This window comes from Planococcus sp. TJ-301, assembly GCF_058268475.1.
The window spans coordinates 87,596-104,877 of record NZ_JBZDOH010000003.1; the positions used below are offsets into that span (position 1 = coordinate 87,596).

Annotated in this window: 17 protein-coding genes; 4 read left to right on the forward strand and 13 right to left on the reverse strand. The window is 47.8% G+C overall.

What is annotated here, in order from left to right:
- Positions 1–90: 90 nt before the first annotated feature.
- Both zupT and AC4EHJ_RS13300 read right to left on the reverse strand, forming a co-directional pair.
- A complete protein-coding gene (gene zupT / locus AC4EHJ_RS13295; protein WP_490976107.1) occupies positions 91–900 on the reverse strand; it encodes a zinc transporter ZupT in 810 nt (269 codons plus the stop codon).
- A 101-nt stretch (positions 901–1,001) separates the two neighbouring features.
- Positions 1,002–1,646 (reverse strand): uracil-DNA glycosylase, encoded by a 645-nt coding sequence (locus AC4EHJ_RS13300; protein ID WP_490976108.1) that lies wholly within the window; start codon positions 1,644–1,646, stop codon positions 1,002–1,004.
- 130 nt (positions 1,647–1,776) lie between these two features.
- Between AC4EHJ_RS13300 and AC4EHJ_RS13305 the strand changes: the two genes are divergently transcribed.
- Together AC4EHJ_RS13305 and AC4EHJ_RS13310 are read left to right on the forward strand one after the other, a co-directional pair.
- Positions 1,777–2,118, forward strand: a complete 342-nt coding sequence (locus AC4EHJ_RS13305; RefSeq protein ID WP_490976109.1) for a P-II family nitrogen regulator — start codon at positions 1,777–1,779, stop codon at positions 2,116–2,118.
- 12 nt (positions 2,119–2,130) lie between these two features.
- Positions 2,131–3,411, forward strand: coding sequence for an ammonium transporter (locus AC4EHJ_RS13310; protein ID WP_490976110.1), 1,281 nt, complete (start codon positions 2,131–2,133; stop codon positions 3,409–3,411).
- A 50-nt stretch (positions 3,412–3,461) separates the two neighbouring features.
- Here the strand turns inward: AC4EHJ_RS13310 and AC4EHJ_RS13315 are convergent, their stop codons facing one another.
- The 5 genes from AC4EHJ_RS13315 to AC4EHJ_RS13335 all read right to left on the reverse strand — a co-directional run bounded on the left by AC4EHJ_RS13315 (position 3,462) and on the right by AC4EHJ_RS13335 (position 7,901).
- The gene (locus tag AC4EHJ_RS13315) at positions 3,462–4,082 is read right to left on the reverse strand and encodes a phosphatase PAP2 family protein (RefSeq protein ID WP_490976111.1); all 621 of its coding nucleotides are present in this window, start codon (positions 4,080–4,082) and stop codon (positions 3,462–3,464) included.
- 171 nt (positions 4,083–4,253) lie between these two features.
- Positions 4,254–5,204: a siderophore ABC transporter substrate-binding protein gene (locus AC4EHJ_RS13320; RefSeq protein ID WP_490976112.1), complete on the reverse strand. Its 951-nt coding sequence runs from the start codon at positions 5,202–5,204 to the stop codon at positions 4,254–4,256.
- Between the two features lie 45 nt (positions 5,205–5,249).
- Positions 5,250–6,011, reverse strand: coding sequence for an iron ABC transporter ATP-binding protein (locus tag AC4EHJ_RS13325; RefSeq protein WP_490976113.1), 762 nt, complete (start codon positions 6,009–6,011; stop codon positions 5,250–5,252).
- Positions 6,008–6,958 (reverse strand): iron chelate uptake ABC transporter family permease subunit, encoded by a 951-nt coding sequence (locus tag AC4EHJ_RS13330; protein WP_490976114.1) that lies wholly within the window; start codon positions 6,956–6,958, stop codon positions 6,008–6,010. The genes AC4EHJ_RS13325 and AC4EHJ_RS13330 overlap by 4 nt, the downstream gene beginning before the upstream one ends.
- Positions 6,951–7,901: an ABC transporter permease gene (locus tag AC4EHJ_RS13335; protein WP_490976115.1), complete on the reverse strand. Its 951-nt coding sequence runs from the start codon at positions 7,899–7,901 to the stop codon at positions 6,951–6,953. The genes AC4EHJ_RS13330 and AC4EHJ_RS13335 overlap by 8 nt, the downstream gene beginning before the upstream one ends.
- 511 nt (positions 7,902–8,412) lie before the next feature.
- On the opposite strand from AC4EHJ_RS13335, the gene AC4EHJ_RS13340 reads away from it, so the two are divergent.
- A complete protein-coding gene (locus tag AC4EHJ_RS13340) occupies positions 8,413–10,131 on the forward strand; it encodes an ABC transporter ATP-binding protein (protein ID WP_490976116.1) in 1,719 nt (572 codons plus the stop codon).
- A gap of 71 nt (positions 10,132–10,202) precedes the next feature.
- Here the strand turns inward: AC4EHJ_RS13340 and hflX are convergent, their stop codons facing one another.
- The 3 genes from hflX to putP all read right to left on the reverse strand — a co-directional run bounded on the left by hflX (position 10,203) and on the right by putP (position 13,902).
- Positions 10,203–11,474, reverse strand: coding sequence for a GTPase HflX (hflX, locus tag AC4EHJ_RS13345; protein WP_490976117.1), 1,272 nt, complete (start codon positions 11,472–11,474; stop codon positions 10,203–10,205).
- Positions 11,475–11,583: 109 nt separating this feature from the next.
- Entirely contained in the window at positions 11,584–12,306 is a 723-nt protein-coding gene (locus tag AC4EHJ_RS13350) for a VOC family protein (protein ID WP_490976118.1), read from the reverse strand.
- Between the two features lie 105 nt (positions 12,307–12,411).
- Positions 12,412–13,902, reverse strand: coding sequence for a sodium/proline symporter PutP (putP, locus tag AC4EHJ_RS13355; protein WP_490976119.1), 1,491 nt, complete (start codon positions 13,900–13,902; stop codon positions 12,412–12,414).
- A 111-nt stretch (positions 13,903–14,013) separates the two neighbouring features.
- Between putP and AC4EHJ_RS13360 the strand changes: the two genes are divergently transcribed.
- Complete coding sequence (locus AC4EHJ_RS13360) at positions 14,014–14,379, forward strand: DUF2188 domain-containing protein (protein WP_490976120.1); 366 nt, start codon at positions 14,014–14,016, stop codon at positions 14,377–14,379.
- A 35-nt stretch (positions 14,380–14,414) separates the two neighbouring features.
- Here AC4EHJ_RS13360 and AC4EHJ_RS13365 read toward each other — a convergent pair whose 3' ends face one another.
- From AC4EHJ_RS13365 to desA, 3 genes are all read right to left on the reverse strand, one after another.
- Positions 14,415–15,014, reverse strand: coding sequence for a response regulator (locus AC4EHJ_RS13365; protein ID WP_490976121.1), 600 nt, complete (start codon positions 15,012–15,014; stop codon positions 14,415–14,417).
- Positions 15,011–16,147 carry a sensor histidine kinase gene (locus AC4EHJ_RS13370; RefSeq protein WP_490976122.1) on the reverse strand — a complete coding sequence of 379 codons (1,137 nt, stop codon included), beginning with the start codon at positions 16,145–16,147 and terminating at the stop codon, positions 15,011–15,013. Before AC4EHJ_RS13370 ends, AC4EHJ_RS13365 begins: the two co-directional genes overlap by 4 nt.
- Before the next feature lie 93 nt (positions 16,148–16,240).
- Positions 16,241–17,257 (reverse strand): Delta(5) desaturase DesA, encoded by a 1,017-nt coding sequence (desA, locus tag AC4EHJ_RS13375; RefSeq protein ID WP_490976123.1) that lies wholly within the window; start codon positions 17,255–17,257, stop codon positions 16,241–16,243.
- Between the last annotated feature and the right edge of the window lie 25 nt (positions 17,258–17,282).

Sequence of the window (17,282 nt, forward strand, 5' to 3'; positions counted from 1 at the left end):
TTCGGAAAAATCAGTCCTGATTTTGGCGTTAAACACAAAAACCTCTTTATCCCTTACCCAGGGATAAAGAGGCCTACGCTTCCGGTGCATTTATGCCAACAGCACTAGGCTCAAAGCCATTACTGCCATACCGGCAATTAACCCATAAATCGATAAATGCGCTTCGTCGTAGCGTTTAGCTGCAGGCAATAGTTCATCCAGCGAAATGAAAACCATTAACCCTGCCACTCCGGCGAATATGATACCAAACAGCGTATCGCTCAAAAACGGCATCAAAATCAGCCATGCTACAATCGCTCCAATCGGCTCTGCTATGCCGGACAAGAAACTATATTTCAACGCTTTGCGTCGGCTTCCTGTCGCGTAATAAATCGGTACCGATACGGCAATGCCTTCCGGTATATTGTGGATCGCCACCGCAATAGCGATGGCAATACCAAGTCCTGGATCCTGAATGGCTGACATAAACGTCGCAATGCCTTCCGGAAAATTGTGGATCCCGATTGCCAATGCAGTGAAAATACCCATTTTCCGCAGCCGTGCGTATTCGTCGTTGGTCGGCCCTTCATCCATATCCTCTACCGTCCGCACTTCATGCGGGTTGCCGAGCTGCGGCAAAATCCGGTCAAGTATCGCCATGAAAATCATGCCGCCAAAAAATCCGGCAATCGTTAGCCAATAGCCCGCCGTATCGCCATGAGCACCCGTCAAAGAATCTTTCGCTTTAACAAAAATTTCAATCATTGATACATATATCATAACCCCTGCCGAAAAACCAAGGGATACCGACAGAAATTTCGTATTGGTCCGGGATGCGAAAAAGGCGAGCAAACTGCCGATCCCTGTGGCCAATCCCGCGAATAACGTCAAGCCGAGCGCAAATAATACCGTACTGTCCATAATCTCGACGTCCTTCCGTTCTGATGATTAAGGTTATTGTACGATAAAAGTTTCCTGCCCACAACTTTTTTTAATGAAGAAAAATTTCCCATTATTCTTACTTATCCTCGTATGCGCAACAGTTCCCCGAGCTTCAGCCAATCCTCATCCTTCAACAAGCGAACCGGCGGATTATAGAACACACTGGCCGGATGGAATGTCGGAAATAGGTGATAATGCTGTTCCGTCTCCATAAACCGTTGATTTTCCTCGTCCCACTTTAAAATCGGCGTTTCCAACAGCACACCATGCAATTGCGTCACTTTCGCCTGAGGACCGATCAAACGCTGCAGCCCAACATTGCCGAGCGTTACGATCAGTGGCGGATTGAGATCATGGATTTCAGCGTCCAAAATAGGCGCATGGGCAATAATCTCTTTTTTAGTGGGCGCACGGTTGTATTTTCTTTCGGTTAAAGAGCCGTCCCGCTCTTTTTTGCTCCCCCATTTATACGGACGGCTGCGCACCGCGCTTGTGATGTAAACGTCCTCGCGCTCCAAACCGACGCCGCCAAGCGACGCCATCAATTCTTTTCCGGCCCTTCCTGTAAACGGAATCCCGGTTTCAATCTCGTTTTCGCCCGGCGCTTCCCCTACCAGCATTAATGCCGGGTTTCGCGTACCGCGGCTCCTGACAAAGCCGTCGACCGGGAATCCCTTTATGCGCTCTACCCCTAGCTTTACTAATTCATCTGATAATTCATACATAAAAAACACCTCGATTTTCTGTTATTCATTTTTAATGTAAGGTTTTCTAACGTTAATTAAAAATAAAGCTTGCATTGTCAGAATACATTGATTATGATGTTAACAAACCTAACACGAAGGAGGAGAGAACATGAAAAAGATCGAAACCATTATCCGTCCCTCGGTTTTCGCTGACGTCCGCCAAGCATTAGCGCTTGAAGGCATAGATGGATTGACCGTCACTGAAATCGCCGGCATCGGTAAACAGGAAGGGCGCACTGGCCTGTTCCGGGGAAATGCCTATACCATGGAATTTTCACCAAAAATAAAACTGGAAATGGTGGTCGATGATTCCAAAGTCGAAGACATCGTTCAAGCGCTGCTCGAGTATGCCGCTACTGGCGAAGTCGGAGACGGCAAGATTTTCATCCTACCGGTTGAAGAAGCTATTCGCATCAGAACAAAAGAACGCGGCACTATTGCCGTCGGATAAGGAGGAAATCAAATGGAAGCAGTCCAAAGTTCAGTAGATATGTTATGGGTAATGATTGGCACGATTTTGGTCTTTTTTATGCACGCGGGATTCGCTATGCTGGAAACCGGCTTTACCCGCTCCAAGAACACCTTGAACATTTTGATGAAAAACCTCATTACGGTTGGCCTCGGTTCTATCCTGTACTTTTTTGTCGGATTCGCCTTGATGTTCGGCACCTCGGCTTTCGGCATGGTCGGCACTGACGGGTTCCTGCTTGCCGGCCGTGAAGACATCAGCTTTTTTGTTTTCCAGGCGGTATTCGCTGCCACTTGCGCCACTATCATCTCCGGCGCGGTTGCAGAACGGATGAAATTGTCTGCTTATATCATGCTGACTGTGGCAATGACCGCCGTCATCTACCCGATTGTCGGGCATTGGGTGTGGGGCGGCGGCTGGCTTTCCCAAATCGGCTTTATCGATTTTGCCGGTTCGACCGTTGTGCATTTGACTGGTGCGACCGCCGCATTCGTTACAGCTTGGAAATTAGGGCCGCGTCTTGGGAAATACAGCGGCAAGATTGTCAACTCGATTCCTGGCCATAATTTGCCGCTTGGCGCACTTGGCGTCTTCATCTTATGGCTCGGCTGGTTCGGTTTCAATGGCGGGAGCACTCTTGCCGCCGATCCTGAACTCGTGCCTCCAGTCATTTTGAATACACTGCTTGCTGCATCAGCCGCAGTTATTTCTACAGCTCTTTATACCCGTTTCCGCTACGGCCGAATCGACCCTTCATTAACAATGAACGGGGCGCTTGCAGGATTAGTTGGCATTACCGCCGGCGCCGCCAATGTATCGTTCCTTGGGGCTATGGCAATCGGCCTTCTGGCTGGCATCATCATGACAGAAGCAGTCCGCATCCTCGACTCCAAAATCCGTGTCGATGATCCGGTCGGCGCCATCGCTGTCCATGGTGTAGGAGGCATTTGGGGAACTATCGCGCTAGGCTTCTTCGATACGTCAGGCGGGTTGCTTTACGGCGGCGGTGCAGAAACCCTCGGCATCCAGACAGTCGGCATTCTGGCTGTCATCGGATGGACTACGCTAGCATCCGGAATCGTTGTATACGCCGTCAATGCCATCTCGCCGATCCGCGTCTCTGCTGAAGAAGAAGAAAACGGCTTGGATTTTTCCGAACACGGTTCACAAGCATACGCTATGCAAGACGTCCTTCGCGGTTCAACGCCTTCCGCGGAATCATTCGCTACACGCTTGAACCGCATGGGCGAACGGCCAAGCACATCCAAACCTTAATCCCATCCAAAAAGCAGGGCTTCCGATAATGGAAGCCCTGCTTTTTTTATCTATTCTGCAGCTTTTTGCAGCTTTTCAAAGCGGTGTTCCCGGAACTCGTACCAGATAGCGACTGCTACGAATAATGTATACCCTGCGCACCAGCCGGCCAGCACGTCCGAAAAATAATGCTCGCCTCCAGCCACACGGGAAAGCCCGATCCCGGCAACCAGCCCTATCGCCGCAAGCCACACCAGCCATTTCCCAATTTCAGAAACCATGTACGTTGTTATGAAGTAAGCCGCTGTGAAAATATATAAGAGTCCGCCCATCGCATGCTCGGACGGGAAGCTATAGCTTTCCAGCTCTTGCGGCACCGGTGGGCGATCGCGGATTAACGCCTCTTTCAGCAGGACGTTCAACGCCTTTCCAGCTCCCACGGTCAGGAAAACAAAAAGCATCGCCCGGTAATTCCGGTGGTGGAACCATAAGTATAAAATCATGGCCATTCCCACTACGAAGAGCACCGGATCTTCGCCAAAGACCGACAGGCTGCCTAGCCACGCTAAACCATAGAGCTTGTCGGCAGCCCAGGCATCAATTTCTTTGAATTCCGGTGTCGAGTATGCCGTAATGATTGCAAAGAAACCAATTAACGTAGCCATTCCCAACGGATAAAAAATACGTCGCATGACCCCACCCTCTCCCTGTTGCTTCCATCTATTATAGCCCAATTTATCTGACTATTCAAAAACACCAAAAGACTCTCATCACTTTCCATGTTCTTGCTTAATTATAAAAAAGGCCATAGACATCCCGGATTTAGGGATTTGCCTACAGCCTATACAGCACGCTTTCTATTTTTATTGCTTGAATGCAGATTCCACGTCAGTGACCATCTGGCTCACCGATTGCAGACCTCCGCCTGACAGGTACCAATAATCCGGATCCAAGTAGATGATTTTCCCATTTTTATAGGCATCCGTTTTTTGCACCAATTCGTTTTCAAGCGAATCTTTCGCGCTGGCTTCATTGCCCACCGCGGCATTGCGGTCCACAACGAAAATCATACCAGGATTTTTCTCCAGAATGTATTCGAATGAGATGCTTTGTCCGTGCGTCGATACTTCCAGTCCTTCGTCCACCGCTTCTACACCAAAAACGTCATGGATAATGCCAAAACGTGAAGATGGCCCGTACGCACTGACTTTCCCTTCATTCGCCAAAACAATCAACGCTTGCGCTTGGGAACTGCTGACCGTTTCTTTCACTTGTTCAATCTGTTCAGTAATCGCTGACAGCTCTTCTTTCACTTGCTCTTCTTTATGGAAGATTTCCCCGATCATTTCCATGTTGCCCGTGAAAGATTCCATGTAATTATCGGTATCGACTGCGATATGTACAGTCGGTGCAATCGCTGCGTATTCTTCATACATGTCCGCTTGGCGCCCGGAAATGATGATTAAGTCCGGCTTCATTGCATTGATTGCCTCAAAATCCGCTTCTTTCAATGTCCCGACGTTCTCATACTTTTCCGTGTCCGCGTATTTATCAAGGTATGCCGGCAATGATTCCTGCGGGACACCTGCTGCTTCTATGCCCAATTTGTCCATGGTATCAAGAACGCCGAAATCGAAGACGACGACTTTCTCCGGATTTTTTTCAAAAGTCGTTTCGCCCAATTCGTGCGTTACGGTCATCGTCTCTTTTTCCTGTGCTTCAGCTGTAGCCGATTCTTCCTTTTCCCCAGCGCCGCATGCTGCAAGTACGCCAGCCACCAATAACGCCATTGCAATCAATAGCCATTTTTTCATCTCAATCAAACTCCCTTTTTTATGTTTTATTTTTTAAAATGCAATTTACGAATTGAAATAAACACAGATCCGGCAATTGTCCATCTGCTGAATCGGGATGTCCATGTCATAGATTTCCTTCAACGCCGCAGATTGGATGATTTCTTCGGTAGTCCCGTCTTTGACGACGCGGCCATTTTTCAGCGCCACGATACGGTCGGAATAGACCGACGCAAAATTAATGTCGTGAAGCACGATGACGACAGTTTTACCAAGGTCGTCGACGAGGCGGCGCAGGATTTTCATGATTTGCACAGAATGCTTCATATCCAAATTATTGAGCGGCTCGTCGAGCAGAACGTAATCAGTATCCTGCGCAATGACCATGGCAATAAACGCACGCTGGCGCTGGCCGCCAGACAATTCATCCAAATAGCTCTGCTGCATGCTTTCCAAATCCATGTAGCCGATTGCCTGGTCGACCATTTTCTCATCCTCGCCATTCAAGCGACCTTTCGAGTACGGAAAGCGTCCGAAAGACACTAGTTCGCGGACGGTCAAGCGCACATCCATGTAATTCGATTGCTTTAATATCGATACGCGTTTCGATAAATCGTTGGCTTTCATTTTCTTCGTATTGGTGGAATCGATAAGTACTTCTCCAGTGTCCGCGTCAAGAAGCCGGCTGACCATGGAAAGGAGCGTCGACTTCCCGGCACCGTTCGGCCCGATGAATGACGTGATTTTGCCGCGCTGGATATCGACAGAGACATTCTCGACTACTAGTTTTTTCCCATATAGCTTTGTTAATTCCCGGACTTGGATCATTTGGATCGACTCTCCTTCAATAATAGATAGATGAAGTAAATTCCACCGATGAAATTGATGATGACGCTAAGCGTTGTATTGAAAGTGAAAACCCGCTCGACGACCCATTGCCCTCCCACCAAAGCAATGATGCTGATGACGATAGCGCCTGTTAGGTGCACCGAATGCTTATACGATTTGAAAAATTGATACGACAAGTTCGCCACAATCAGCCCGAAAAACGTAATCGGCCCCACAAGCGCGGTCGCGATGGCAATGAGCACAGCCGACAGCACCAACATCCCTTTTACCAAAGAATCATAATTGACACCCAAATTTACCGCTGCGTCACGCCCAAGCGACAAGACGTCCAATGACGCGTTATGGCGCCAGGCAACCGCAACAAGCACGGCGACAAAAGCAAGTGAAGTCCAAACGAGGTCCGCGTTGACGTTATTGAAGCTGGCAAACATCCGGTCTTGGACCATCTGGAATTCATTGGGGTCGATCAGCACTTGCAGAAACGTGGAAATGCTGGAAAAGAACGTCCCGAAGATGATGCCGATCAGCAGCAGGAAATAAATGGGCTGGTTGCCTTTTTTAAACAGCAATCGGTAGAATAGCAACGCGAAGACCACCATGACTGCAATCGACAACAGGAAATTCACTTGTTTGTTGAGAATCGTCACGTGGTCGGAGCCAAGAAAGAAAATTAGCAAAGTCTGCAGCAGCATATACAGCGAATCGAGGCCCATCACACTCGGCGTCAAAATGCGGTTATGGGTGATGGTCTGGAACACGACCGTTGCATAAGCGATCGCCACACCCGTCAACACCATCGCAAAGACCTTGACTCCGCGCCGCGGCAGCGCATAATCGAAACTGCCGTTCAAGTCGTGGAATAAATACAACGCGCATGCCGCCAAAGCCAAGCCGGCCAATAAAATCATTTTATGTACGTTACGCATATGCCCTCCTCCTAAACAACAGGAACAGGAAAATGGCGCTGCCGATGACGCCAACCATCAAGCTGATCGAGATTTCGTACGGATAAATGAGCACCCTGCCCAAAATGTCACAGAGCAATAAGAAAATCGCACCGAGCATCGCGGTATGGGGCAATGTCTTTTGCAAGTGGTCCCCTTTGAAAATGGAGACGATGTTCGGGATGATGAGCCCGAGAAACGGGATCATGCCGACCGTCAGCACGACTGTCGCCGTAATCAGCGCAACCAGCACCAGGCCGACATTAACGACGCTGCGGTATTTCAAGCCGAGGTTCTTGGAAAAATCCTCCCCCATGCCGGCGACCGTAAAGCAGTTGGCATAAATATAGGCGATGATGAAAACAGGCACGCTGATGTAGAGCAATTCGTAGCTGCCTTTCATGATCATGGAAAAATCGCCTTGCAGCCAAGCCGACATGTTCTGGATGACATCCGCCCGGTAAGCGAAAAAGGTGGTGATCGAAGACAGAATGTTGCCGAACATCAACCCGACAAGCGGGATGAAAATCGCATCCTTGAACTTGATGCGGTCCAAAATCTGCATGAAAAGGAATGTCCCGGCAAGTGCAAAAGCGAACGCCACAACCATCTTTTCCAGCATGCTGGCATTGGCGAACATAAGCATCGACACCAAAATTCCAAGCCTTGTGGCGTCGAGCGTCCCGGCCGTCGTCGGGGAAACGAATTTATTGCGGCTCAATTGCTGCATGATGAGCCCTGCCATGCTCATCCCAGCGCCCGCCAATAAAATCGCAACCAGCCGCGGCAGGCGGCTGATCAGAAATATCTGCGTTTCCTCCGACTGAAAGTTCAGCAAATCAATCGGGCTGATGGAGCTGACCCCGACAAATAGAGAGACGAATGACAGTATGATCAATATGGGTATTAAAATACGTTTCTTCATAACTGCCCCTCATCTTAGATAATTAAAATCTCAGTAAGAATGATAATCATTATCACTTACCAACCTTTTTAGTATATCATGAGGAAAAGAACAATCAACAGTTAATTGAGAATTATTTTCATTTAAAATTTATCATAGAACTAACTATCTACATTCACTCCGGACGCTTTGGGCAGAGCAAAGACGATTGTTTCTGTCCCTGTCTCTGTCCCTGCATCGCTACGCTAGCTTCGGGACATGAAAGACCGTTGCATCGCTTCGCTAGCTTCGAAACATGAAAGTGCGTTGCTCCTGCGCAAGCTCGTCGCAAAGGAGGTGCCAAAAGTATTCGGCACCTCCTTGACTCCCGCAATAAGCCGGGAAGAACATCCGCGGCAAGCGAGGCTATTTTGCGCAGTATCAATAAGATGAAAAAAACGACAATTACTTCAGAAAACGAAATAAATGTCGTTTATTCGCTTGAATTGGCTTATACTTTTCCTTATGACAAAATTTCCGAGGTGGTCCATCAATGAGATTAAAGCAATTTTTCAAGTATTATAAACCGCATAGACGGCTTTTCATCGTCGATTTCACGAGCGCAGTCATTGTCGCCATTCTGGAATTGGCTTTTCCTGTCGCTGTCCAATGGTTCATCGACGACCTGTTGCCAAGCGGTGAATGGAATACGGTTGTAACAGTCAGCGTCCTGCTGCTCGCGGTGTTCCTGCTTAGCACGTTCCTGCAATTCGTCGTCAGTTACCTCGGCCACGTACTCGGCATCAATATCGAAACAGATATGCGCGAGGAATTATTCACGCATGTGCAGCGGCAGTCTTTCCGCTTTTTCGACAACACCAAGACCGGCCATGTTATGAGCCGCATCACCAACGATTTGTTCGATATCGGCGAACTCGCCCACCATGGCCCTGAAGATTTTTTCATTGCCATCATGACATTTTTCGGTGCATTCGGCATCATGTTCTGGATCAATCCGAAACTCGCTTTGGTCACGCTGATCGTTATTCCGTTCTTGATTTGGCTCATCACATACTGCAACATCAAGATGAACGGCGCCTGGAGCAGCATGTACGGGAAAATCGCTGATGTCAATGGACGGGTAGAGGACAGCGTTTCCGGCGCCCGCGTCGTTCAGTCTTTCACCAATGAAGAATTCGAAATCAGCCGTTTCAAAAAAGACAACGGCCGCTTCCGGGTCGCAAAGATTGTCGCCTATAAAGTCATGGCCGCAACGCATTCAAGCATCTATATGATGACCCGCCTTTTGACACTGCTGGTTCTCGTCTATGGAGCTTGGCTTAATTACCAAAACGAATTGTCCTACGGGGAATTGGTCAGCTTCGTGCTGTTTCTCAATGTACTGATCAAACCGATTGATAAAATCAGCGCATTGCTGGAGCTTTATCCGAAAGGGATGGCCGGCTTTGGCCGCTTCCAGGAATTGATGGAGCAAGAACCCGAGATTTTGGACCGCCCCGACGCTATCGAAGTCAGCGGATTAAAAGGCAATATTCTTTTCGAAGATGTCCATTTCGCTTACGATGGCCATAAAAGCGTGTTGAACGGCATCGATTTGTCCGTGCGATCCGGCGAAACCGTCGCATTTGTCGGGCCATCCGGTGCCGGCAAGACGACGATCTGCTCGTTGATCCCGCGCTTTTACGACATTCAAGAAGGCAGCATCACCATCGACAATATTGATATCCGCGACATGACGATGCATTCACTGCGTTCGAATATCGGCATCGTGCAGCAGGATGTCTTCTTATTCACCGGTACCATCCGCGAAAATATCGCTTACGGAAAACGCAATGCCAGCGAAGAAGAAATTCTGGCTGCAGCGAGAAAAGCCCATCTGGAAGACTTCGTCCGCAAATTACCGGACGGCTATGAAACGCAGATCGGTGAACGCGGCTTGAAATTGTCAGGCGGCCAAAAGCAGCGCTTGGCCATTGCCCGCATGTTCCTGAAAAATCCGCCGATCCTGATTTTGGACGAAGCGACGTCCGCACTCGACACGGAAACGGAGCGCATCATTCAAGAAGCACTCGCCGAACTTGCGGAAAACCGTACGACACTCATCATCGCGCATCGCCTGGCTACCATCCGTGACGCAGACCGTGTGATCGTTGTCACCGAAGACGGCATCGCGGAACAAGGCGGCTACAGCGAGCTGCTTGAGCAAAACGGCATTTTCGCCAATCTTCACCGCATTCAATTTCAAAATTAACGATTCTTTTCTTCTTGAAAACCTGAAAACAAAAAGGAGCACCTGCCAATGCTGGCGGGTGCTCCTTTTATTTATTTTCCGATGACGAATTCTTGGAAGCGGTCATAATCCACGCTGCCAAGTTCTACTTTGATGACTGTGCCATTTTCTTCGTATTCAGTATCCAGTATGGTAGCTGAATCGCTCAAATAAGCAACGATGTCCCCTCTGTCAAAAGGAATGAGCATCCGGCATGTTACATGCCCGGCAAAAATATGCCCTTTGATTTTCTCTAGCAGTTCATCCAGTCCTTCGCCTTCTTTAGCGGACATCCAAAGCCCGTCGCCGCTGATTTTCGGATAAGGGACACCCGCCAAGTCCGACTTGTTATAAATAAACAGCGTCGGTATATTTTCCACGCCGACTTCATGCAAAGTGGCGTTTGTGACATCCATCATGTGGCGGTATTCGTCATTCGACACATCAACGACATGCAATAGCAAATCCGAGTTGCGTGCCTCTTCCAGCGTTGAGCGGAAAGCTTTCACCAGATGGTGCGGCAGCTTGCTGACAAAGCCTACTGTATCCGACAACAGAAAATGCTTATTGTCTTCTAGCACGATTTTTCTTACCGACGTATCGAGCGTGGCAAACAGCATGTCTTTTTCAAACACTTTTTTCTCTTCACCCTGGCCCGTTTTTGCCAATAAACCATTCATGATCGTCGATTTGCCGGCATTTGTGTAGCCGACTAGCGAAACGACCGGCGTACCTGTGCGGGTCCGCTGTTTGCGCTGCGTTTCGCGCTGCGCGCGGATGTGCTCCAATTCTTTATGGAGTTTCGATAACTGGTCTTCGATTTTACGGCGATCAAGCTCCAATTTTGTTTCACCGGCACCCCTATTTGAAAAGCCGCCGCTGCTGCCTCCTCCTTGGCGTCCAAGCGAGGCACGCAAGCCGACAAGGCGCGGGAGCATGTATTGCAACTGAGCCAATTCGACCTGCACCTGTGCTTCGCGCGTTTTTGCGCGGCGCGAGAAAATATCCAGGATGAGCATTGTTCGGTCAATGACTTTGCATTCCAGTTCTTCTTCAAGATTGCGGATTTGCGATGGCGACAATTCATCATTAAAAATGATGAGGTTTGCTTCTGCTTCTTCATAAAACGCTTTGATTTCTTCGACTTTCCCTTTTCCTACATAAGTAGCGGGATGGATGCGATCTAAATTCTGCATCACTTCCCCCACCACTTCAACCTCGCAGGCTTCCGCTAAATTGCGCAGTTCTTCCATTTCATACTCAAAATGGAGATCCTGCTGCAGCTGAACTCCCACAAGAATCGCTTTTTCAATCAATGTATCCATTCGTTTTCCTCCTCAGCCCGCGGAACTCTTTCCCTTTATGACAAAAAGAAGAGTCTCCACTCTTCTTTTAATGCCATACATTCCGTTCACTTTTGCTGTGCTTCTCTTATCATATATTCCCGTTCTCCGGAACGCAATAAACCCCTTCTTCAAAAACGATGCGTTTTGTGCCACCGACAAGGCGCACTTCTTCCAAGCGTTCTTTGTTGCTTGCTGTTTCACGGAACTCAAAGCGGCAATTCGCCGCTTTCAGCTTGCCTTGCAGGATTTTGCGGAACAGCCTCTCGCTTTCCGGAACATCATGAACACCGAAAATACAAACTTCGACATGGAGCTTTTCATTGGCCGATCTGATGGCATCCCTTTCCCGCAATGCTTCATACCGCTCCCTGTCGCTTTGCTGCCACTCGATGAAAAACGGGGCCGGAAAAGCGTCTGAAACTTCTTGTTCGATAAAGAGCATTTTCCAACGGATGGTTTCTCCGGTTCCAGTTTTGCGTTCCGCATCCAATACGCCTGTCGTTTCAAATCCTTCTTCCCGGAGCCGCTTGTTTAGGCTGACAATATCATCAGTCCTTAAGCAAATCGTCCCGAACCCTTCCCCGTCATGCAACAGCAGTTTTGTCAACGGATGGTCGGCCCGCTCGGCAACCGAACGATCCGCCAGCGCAAGCCATTCGATGTAGCAATCCTTCATATAAAACAGCGCGTTGTGGGTGCCCCACTGGATATGCTGTCCACCGGGCGCAGCATGGAAACCGTAAGACTCCCATGCTTCGACAGCTTTTGCAGGCTCACTCCTCGTAAAATGCACAATATGGTCTAAAAACATTGTTCCACCTCTTTTTCATTATCCTTCTTAAAACTATATCCAAAAATCAAAAGAAAACAAAAGCTCCAGCCTTCTTTTATAAAGGCTGGAGCTTTGCAAATATTATTATTTAACAGGTTTTTCTTTGATAAGGCGTTCAGTTTCATTGAATTCTTCATCAATTTCAGCATTTTCTTTGTATGTCGCCAAACTTACAGCGACTGCAACAATAGCACACAAGAAGAATCCTGGAATAATTTCATATAGATTAACGGCAAATTCCGCATCTAGCATATCCCAAATAATAACGGTCAAGGCTCCGACAATCATTCCGGAAAGTGCGCCCCATGTAGTCAGCTTGCGCCAGAATAATGATAACAGGATAATCGGCCCGAACGCGGCTCCAAATCCGGCCCATGCATAAGCAACCAAATCCAATATCGTGTTATTCTGCTCCCAAGCAAGGAAACCTGCTATTAAGGAGATGGCTAAGACCGCAAGACGGCCCAATAAAACGTATTTTTTATCAGAAGCGACTTTCTTAAAAGCGATTTTGTATAAATCTTCTACTAATGCAGAAGAAGTTACAATCAACTGGGAAGAAATTGTGCTCATGATTGCCGCAAGTACGGCGGCCAGCATAAAGCCGGCAATCAATGGATGGAAGAAAATTTGACCCAAGACGATGAAGACGCCTTCCGGATCAACCAATGTTGCATCCGGGTTTTGTTGGAAATACGCAATACCGACTAAAGCAGTCGAAACAGCGCCGATTAAGCTTAAAATCATCCAGCTGATACCGATGCGGCGAGCCTGTCGAACTTCTTTCAAAGAACCAATTGCCATAAAACGGACGATGATATGCGGCTGGCCGAAATAACCCAGCCCCCAAGCAGCAGCAGAAATGATTCCGATAAGCGACGCGCCTGTCAGACTGAGCATTGCCGGATCCACCGAGCGGATTGTATCCGCCGTTTCCGCAAAGCCGCCTGTTTTGAAAACGCCGATGATCGGAACCGCAATCAGTGCCAGGAACATCATTAAGCCCTGTACAAAGTCCGTGTAGCTAACTGCTAGAAACCCTCCGAACAAAGTATAGGCAACGACAACCCCTGAGACGATCAGCAGGCCAAGGTGGTAGTCAAGGCCGAAAGAACTCTCAAAGAAAACTCCTCCTGCAACCATTCCGGACGACACGTAAAACGTGAAGAACACAAGAATGATGATGCCTGAAACAATCCGCAGCAAACGCGAAGTGTCTTTCAGGCGGTTTTCAAGAAAACTCGGAATCGTGATTGAATCGCTTGTAACGAATGAATAAATTCGCAGTCGTGGAGCAACGAAAAACCAATTTAAGTAAGCACCTATAACTAGGCCAATGGCAATCCACCCTTCCACTAGACCGCTGACATAGATGGCACCGGGCAAGCCCATCAAAAGCCATCCAGACATGTCTGCCGCGCCGGCGCTCAAAGCACCGACCGCTGCGCCAAGGCCGCGTCCGCCAAGCATGTAATCTGTCAAATTCACTGTCTTTTTGTAAGAATAATAACCGATCCACAGCATTAGAGCCATATAAATAGCCAAAGCAATGATTTGATACGTAGTATCTGACATATTCCATCTCTCCTTTCGTCTATAGTTTATCATTTTCTAAATTTATTAACAGCAGAATTTTGTTTTGACGTTGCTGAAAATGGGGAAATTATAGCCAAGGAGGCGATAGCCATGCCGTGGGATAAAAACGATTACCCGGATTCATTCAAAAACTTGAATGCCGATGTGCGGAACAAAGCCATTGAAATAGCGAACGCCCTTTTAAGAGAAGGCTACGAAGAAGGACGCGCGATTCCGATTGCCATGGACCAGGCACGGAAGAGCGTCGAAGGCGGAGAAGAGAAGGTTGTTTTTGAGATCAGGGCTCATGACGAAGGTTGGCAGCTTAAGAAAAAAGACAGTAAAAAGGCGCTTTTGATCGAAGATACCAAAGAGGACCTGATGGGCGAAGCGAAACGATACGCCAACAAGCACCACGGTGAACTGCACATTTATACGAAAGATGGTTCCCTCGAAGAGAAATTATACGAAACCTAACGAAAAATCCGCTGCCTTCATAGGCAGCGGATTTCTTATTTAAACCAGCCCTTTTCCTTGAAACGGGAAATGGCTTCGATGCGGTTCCCTACTTCCAGCTTATCCAAAATCGTTGAAATGTAATTTCGAACAGTGCCAGTGGTGATAAACAATTCTTTTGCAATCTCTTTGGTGCTTCTGCCTTCTGCAATCAATTCCATGACCTGATTTTCCCTTTCTGTCAGCGGATTCGCATCCGCATATGCAAGGTCGACCAGTTCCGGCGCGTAAATACGGCGCCCCTCCATAATCGTACGGATTGAGGCAGCCAAGTCTTCACTCGGGCTGTCTTTCAGCAAATAGCCGCTGACCCCTGCTTTCCGTGCCCGTTCAAAATAGCCGGAGCGGGCAAACGTCGTCAAGATAATTATTTTGCATGGCTCGTCTTTCAGCGCCTCTGCAGCATCCAGCCCGCTCTTGACGGGCATTTCGATGTCTGTGATGACGATATCGGGCTGCAGCTTTTTGACCAGCTCAATCGTCTCTTCACCGTTCGTAGCTTTTCCCACGACTTCCATATCTTCTTCAAGGTCGAGCAATGACCCGAGCGCTCCGAGCATCATGCGCTGATCCTCTGCCAATACGATCCGTATCACACCAATTCCTCCTTCGGCTTCTGATAAAGAATGACATTCGGAACACGGATGTTCAAAGTGACGCCATCCGCCTTCTTGATTTCCACGCTGCCATTGACGAATTCCAGGCGTTCGCGCATTCCGGCGATGCCATTTCCATGGTTCCAATGAGCGCCTTCGATGCCGACGCCGTCATCCTGGACCTGCACCAGGATTTCTTGCGCATTCTGCTTGACCAGGATGCTGCAACGGCTTGCGCTGCTGTGTTTGACGACATTCGTCACCGCTTCCTTCAGACACATGCTCAGGACATTCTCCACCAATGGCGGCGTGTTGTGAAGCTTGGAATTTCCGTGCAATACAAAATCGATATCTGCCGCTTTCAGGATCTGCTGGATCCGCAGCAACTCGTCTTCAAGCTTCGTGCCCCGCATACCCGATACCAGTTCTCGCACTTCTTTCAAAGCTGTTCGCGCAGTTTGGCGGATATCATTGATTTCATTCATCGCAGCTTCGGGATTCCGCTGCATCAACTTTCCGGCAAGATCACTTTTGAGCCCAATAAGCGACAGTTTCTGCCCAAGCGTATCGTGCAGGTCGCGGGCTATCCGCTCACGCTCTTCGATGACAATCAATTGGGAAATCCGTTTGTTGGCATCTTCCAACTGGCCTTCCAGCTTTTCACGCTTATGACGGTTGTAAGTGTTGAATGGCAGCAGGATAATCCCCAAAATACTCAAAACAATAAAGGGCAATTGAGCGGTGTAGAGCGCTTCGTGTAGTATAATCCCGATTGTCACCGCCAGGATGGTGGTCCCGATATGAATACCGTAAACAATGAAGAATCCGACTTTGTTACGGATATTGCCGACAAAAAACGCCAGGAAAATAGCCAGATACACATAACCGAACATAAAGATCATGCCAATGTTAATCGCTATTTCAGCGCCAATCCACACATACATGAATCCGGTTTTCGAGTTGAATGACAGCCGATACGACAAAAAGAACAACCCTAACAACAGGATTCCCAATGTAATTTCCAGCGGCGATGAAGAACGAAAGATGAAAAAGAATGGCAAGATACAGAAGATTACCCAGGCATATAAGCTGAGCCATGGGTTTTTCGGAAATATTTGGTACCAGCTTTGCATAATCTCGCCCCTCGATTCACTATTATTCTTTATCATATCAAATAATGGAAAAAAGAAAAAACCATTCATCAGAATGGTTTTTTCTTTAAGTGATTAAGCTGCAATTTTGTTTTCGTTCAGCAAATGCTTAATGTCACCGAAAGTGACAAATGTTTTGTTTTTTGCATCATATAATTTAAAGCGCAATGATTTAAGGCTTGATTTGATTGTAATTGTTGTCGCTTGTTGAAGCGGCGGAGTGGATTCATGCGCTTTTTCCAAATTGTAGTTCGGAACACGCGGGCTTAGATGGTGCACATGATGGAAACCGATGTTGCCAGTTACCCATTGAAGCACTTTTGGAAGTTTGTAATATGAACTTCCTTCTACAGCCGCTTTCACGTAATCCCATTCGCTTTCATCTTCAAAATACGAATCTTCGAATGTGTGCTGTACATAGAACAACCAAATGCCCAATGCTCCTGCAATAAACATTGTTAATCCTTGAACGATCACAAATGCCTGCCAACCGATTGCCCAGATAAGCAATGAGTAGATAACGACTAGGGAGATGTTGATCAAATACGTGTTATTGCGTTCTTTTTTGCGTGCATCTTTGCGGTTGAAACGGCTGGAAATCAAGACTAGGAATAGTGGTCCAATACCGAACATTACCAATGGGTTGCGGTACATGCGGTACTTGAAACGTACCCACTTTGAAGCTTCGACGTACTCTTCGATTGTCATGACCCAAATATCGCCGACGCCGCGTTTGTCGAGGTTTCCGCTTGAAGCATGGTGGATAGAGTGCTCGCGTTTCCATTTTTCATAAGCGAAAAGCGTCAGAATGCCCGTAATCGTACCGACTACAGCGTTCGCTTTTTTGTTTTTGAAGAATGATCCGTGTGTGCAATCATGGAAAATGATGAATGTGCGGATAACGAATCCGGCCGCGATAGCTGAGAATCCGACTGTCAGCCAAATCGAGATATCCAATGTCAAGTAAGCCAAAACCCATGAAATGATGAATGGCGGAATGGTGTTCATTATTTGACGTACACTTGCTTTTACGTCTGACCCTTCAAAAGGGGCGATGAATTTTCGCAATTGTGCTGTTTTTTCTCTGCTCATATTCTTCCTCCTACTATCCATGCTC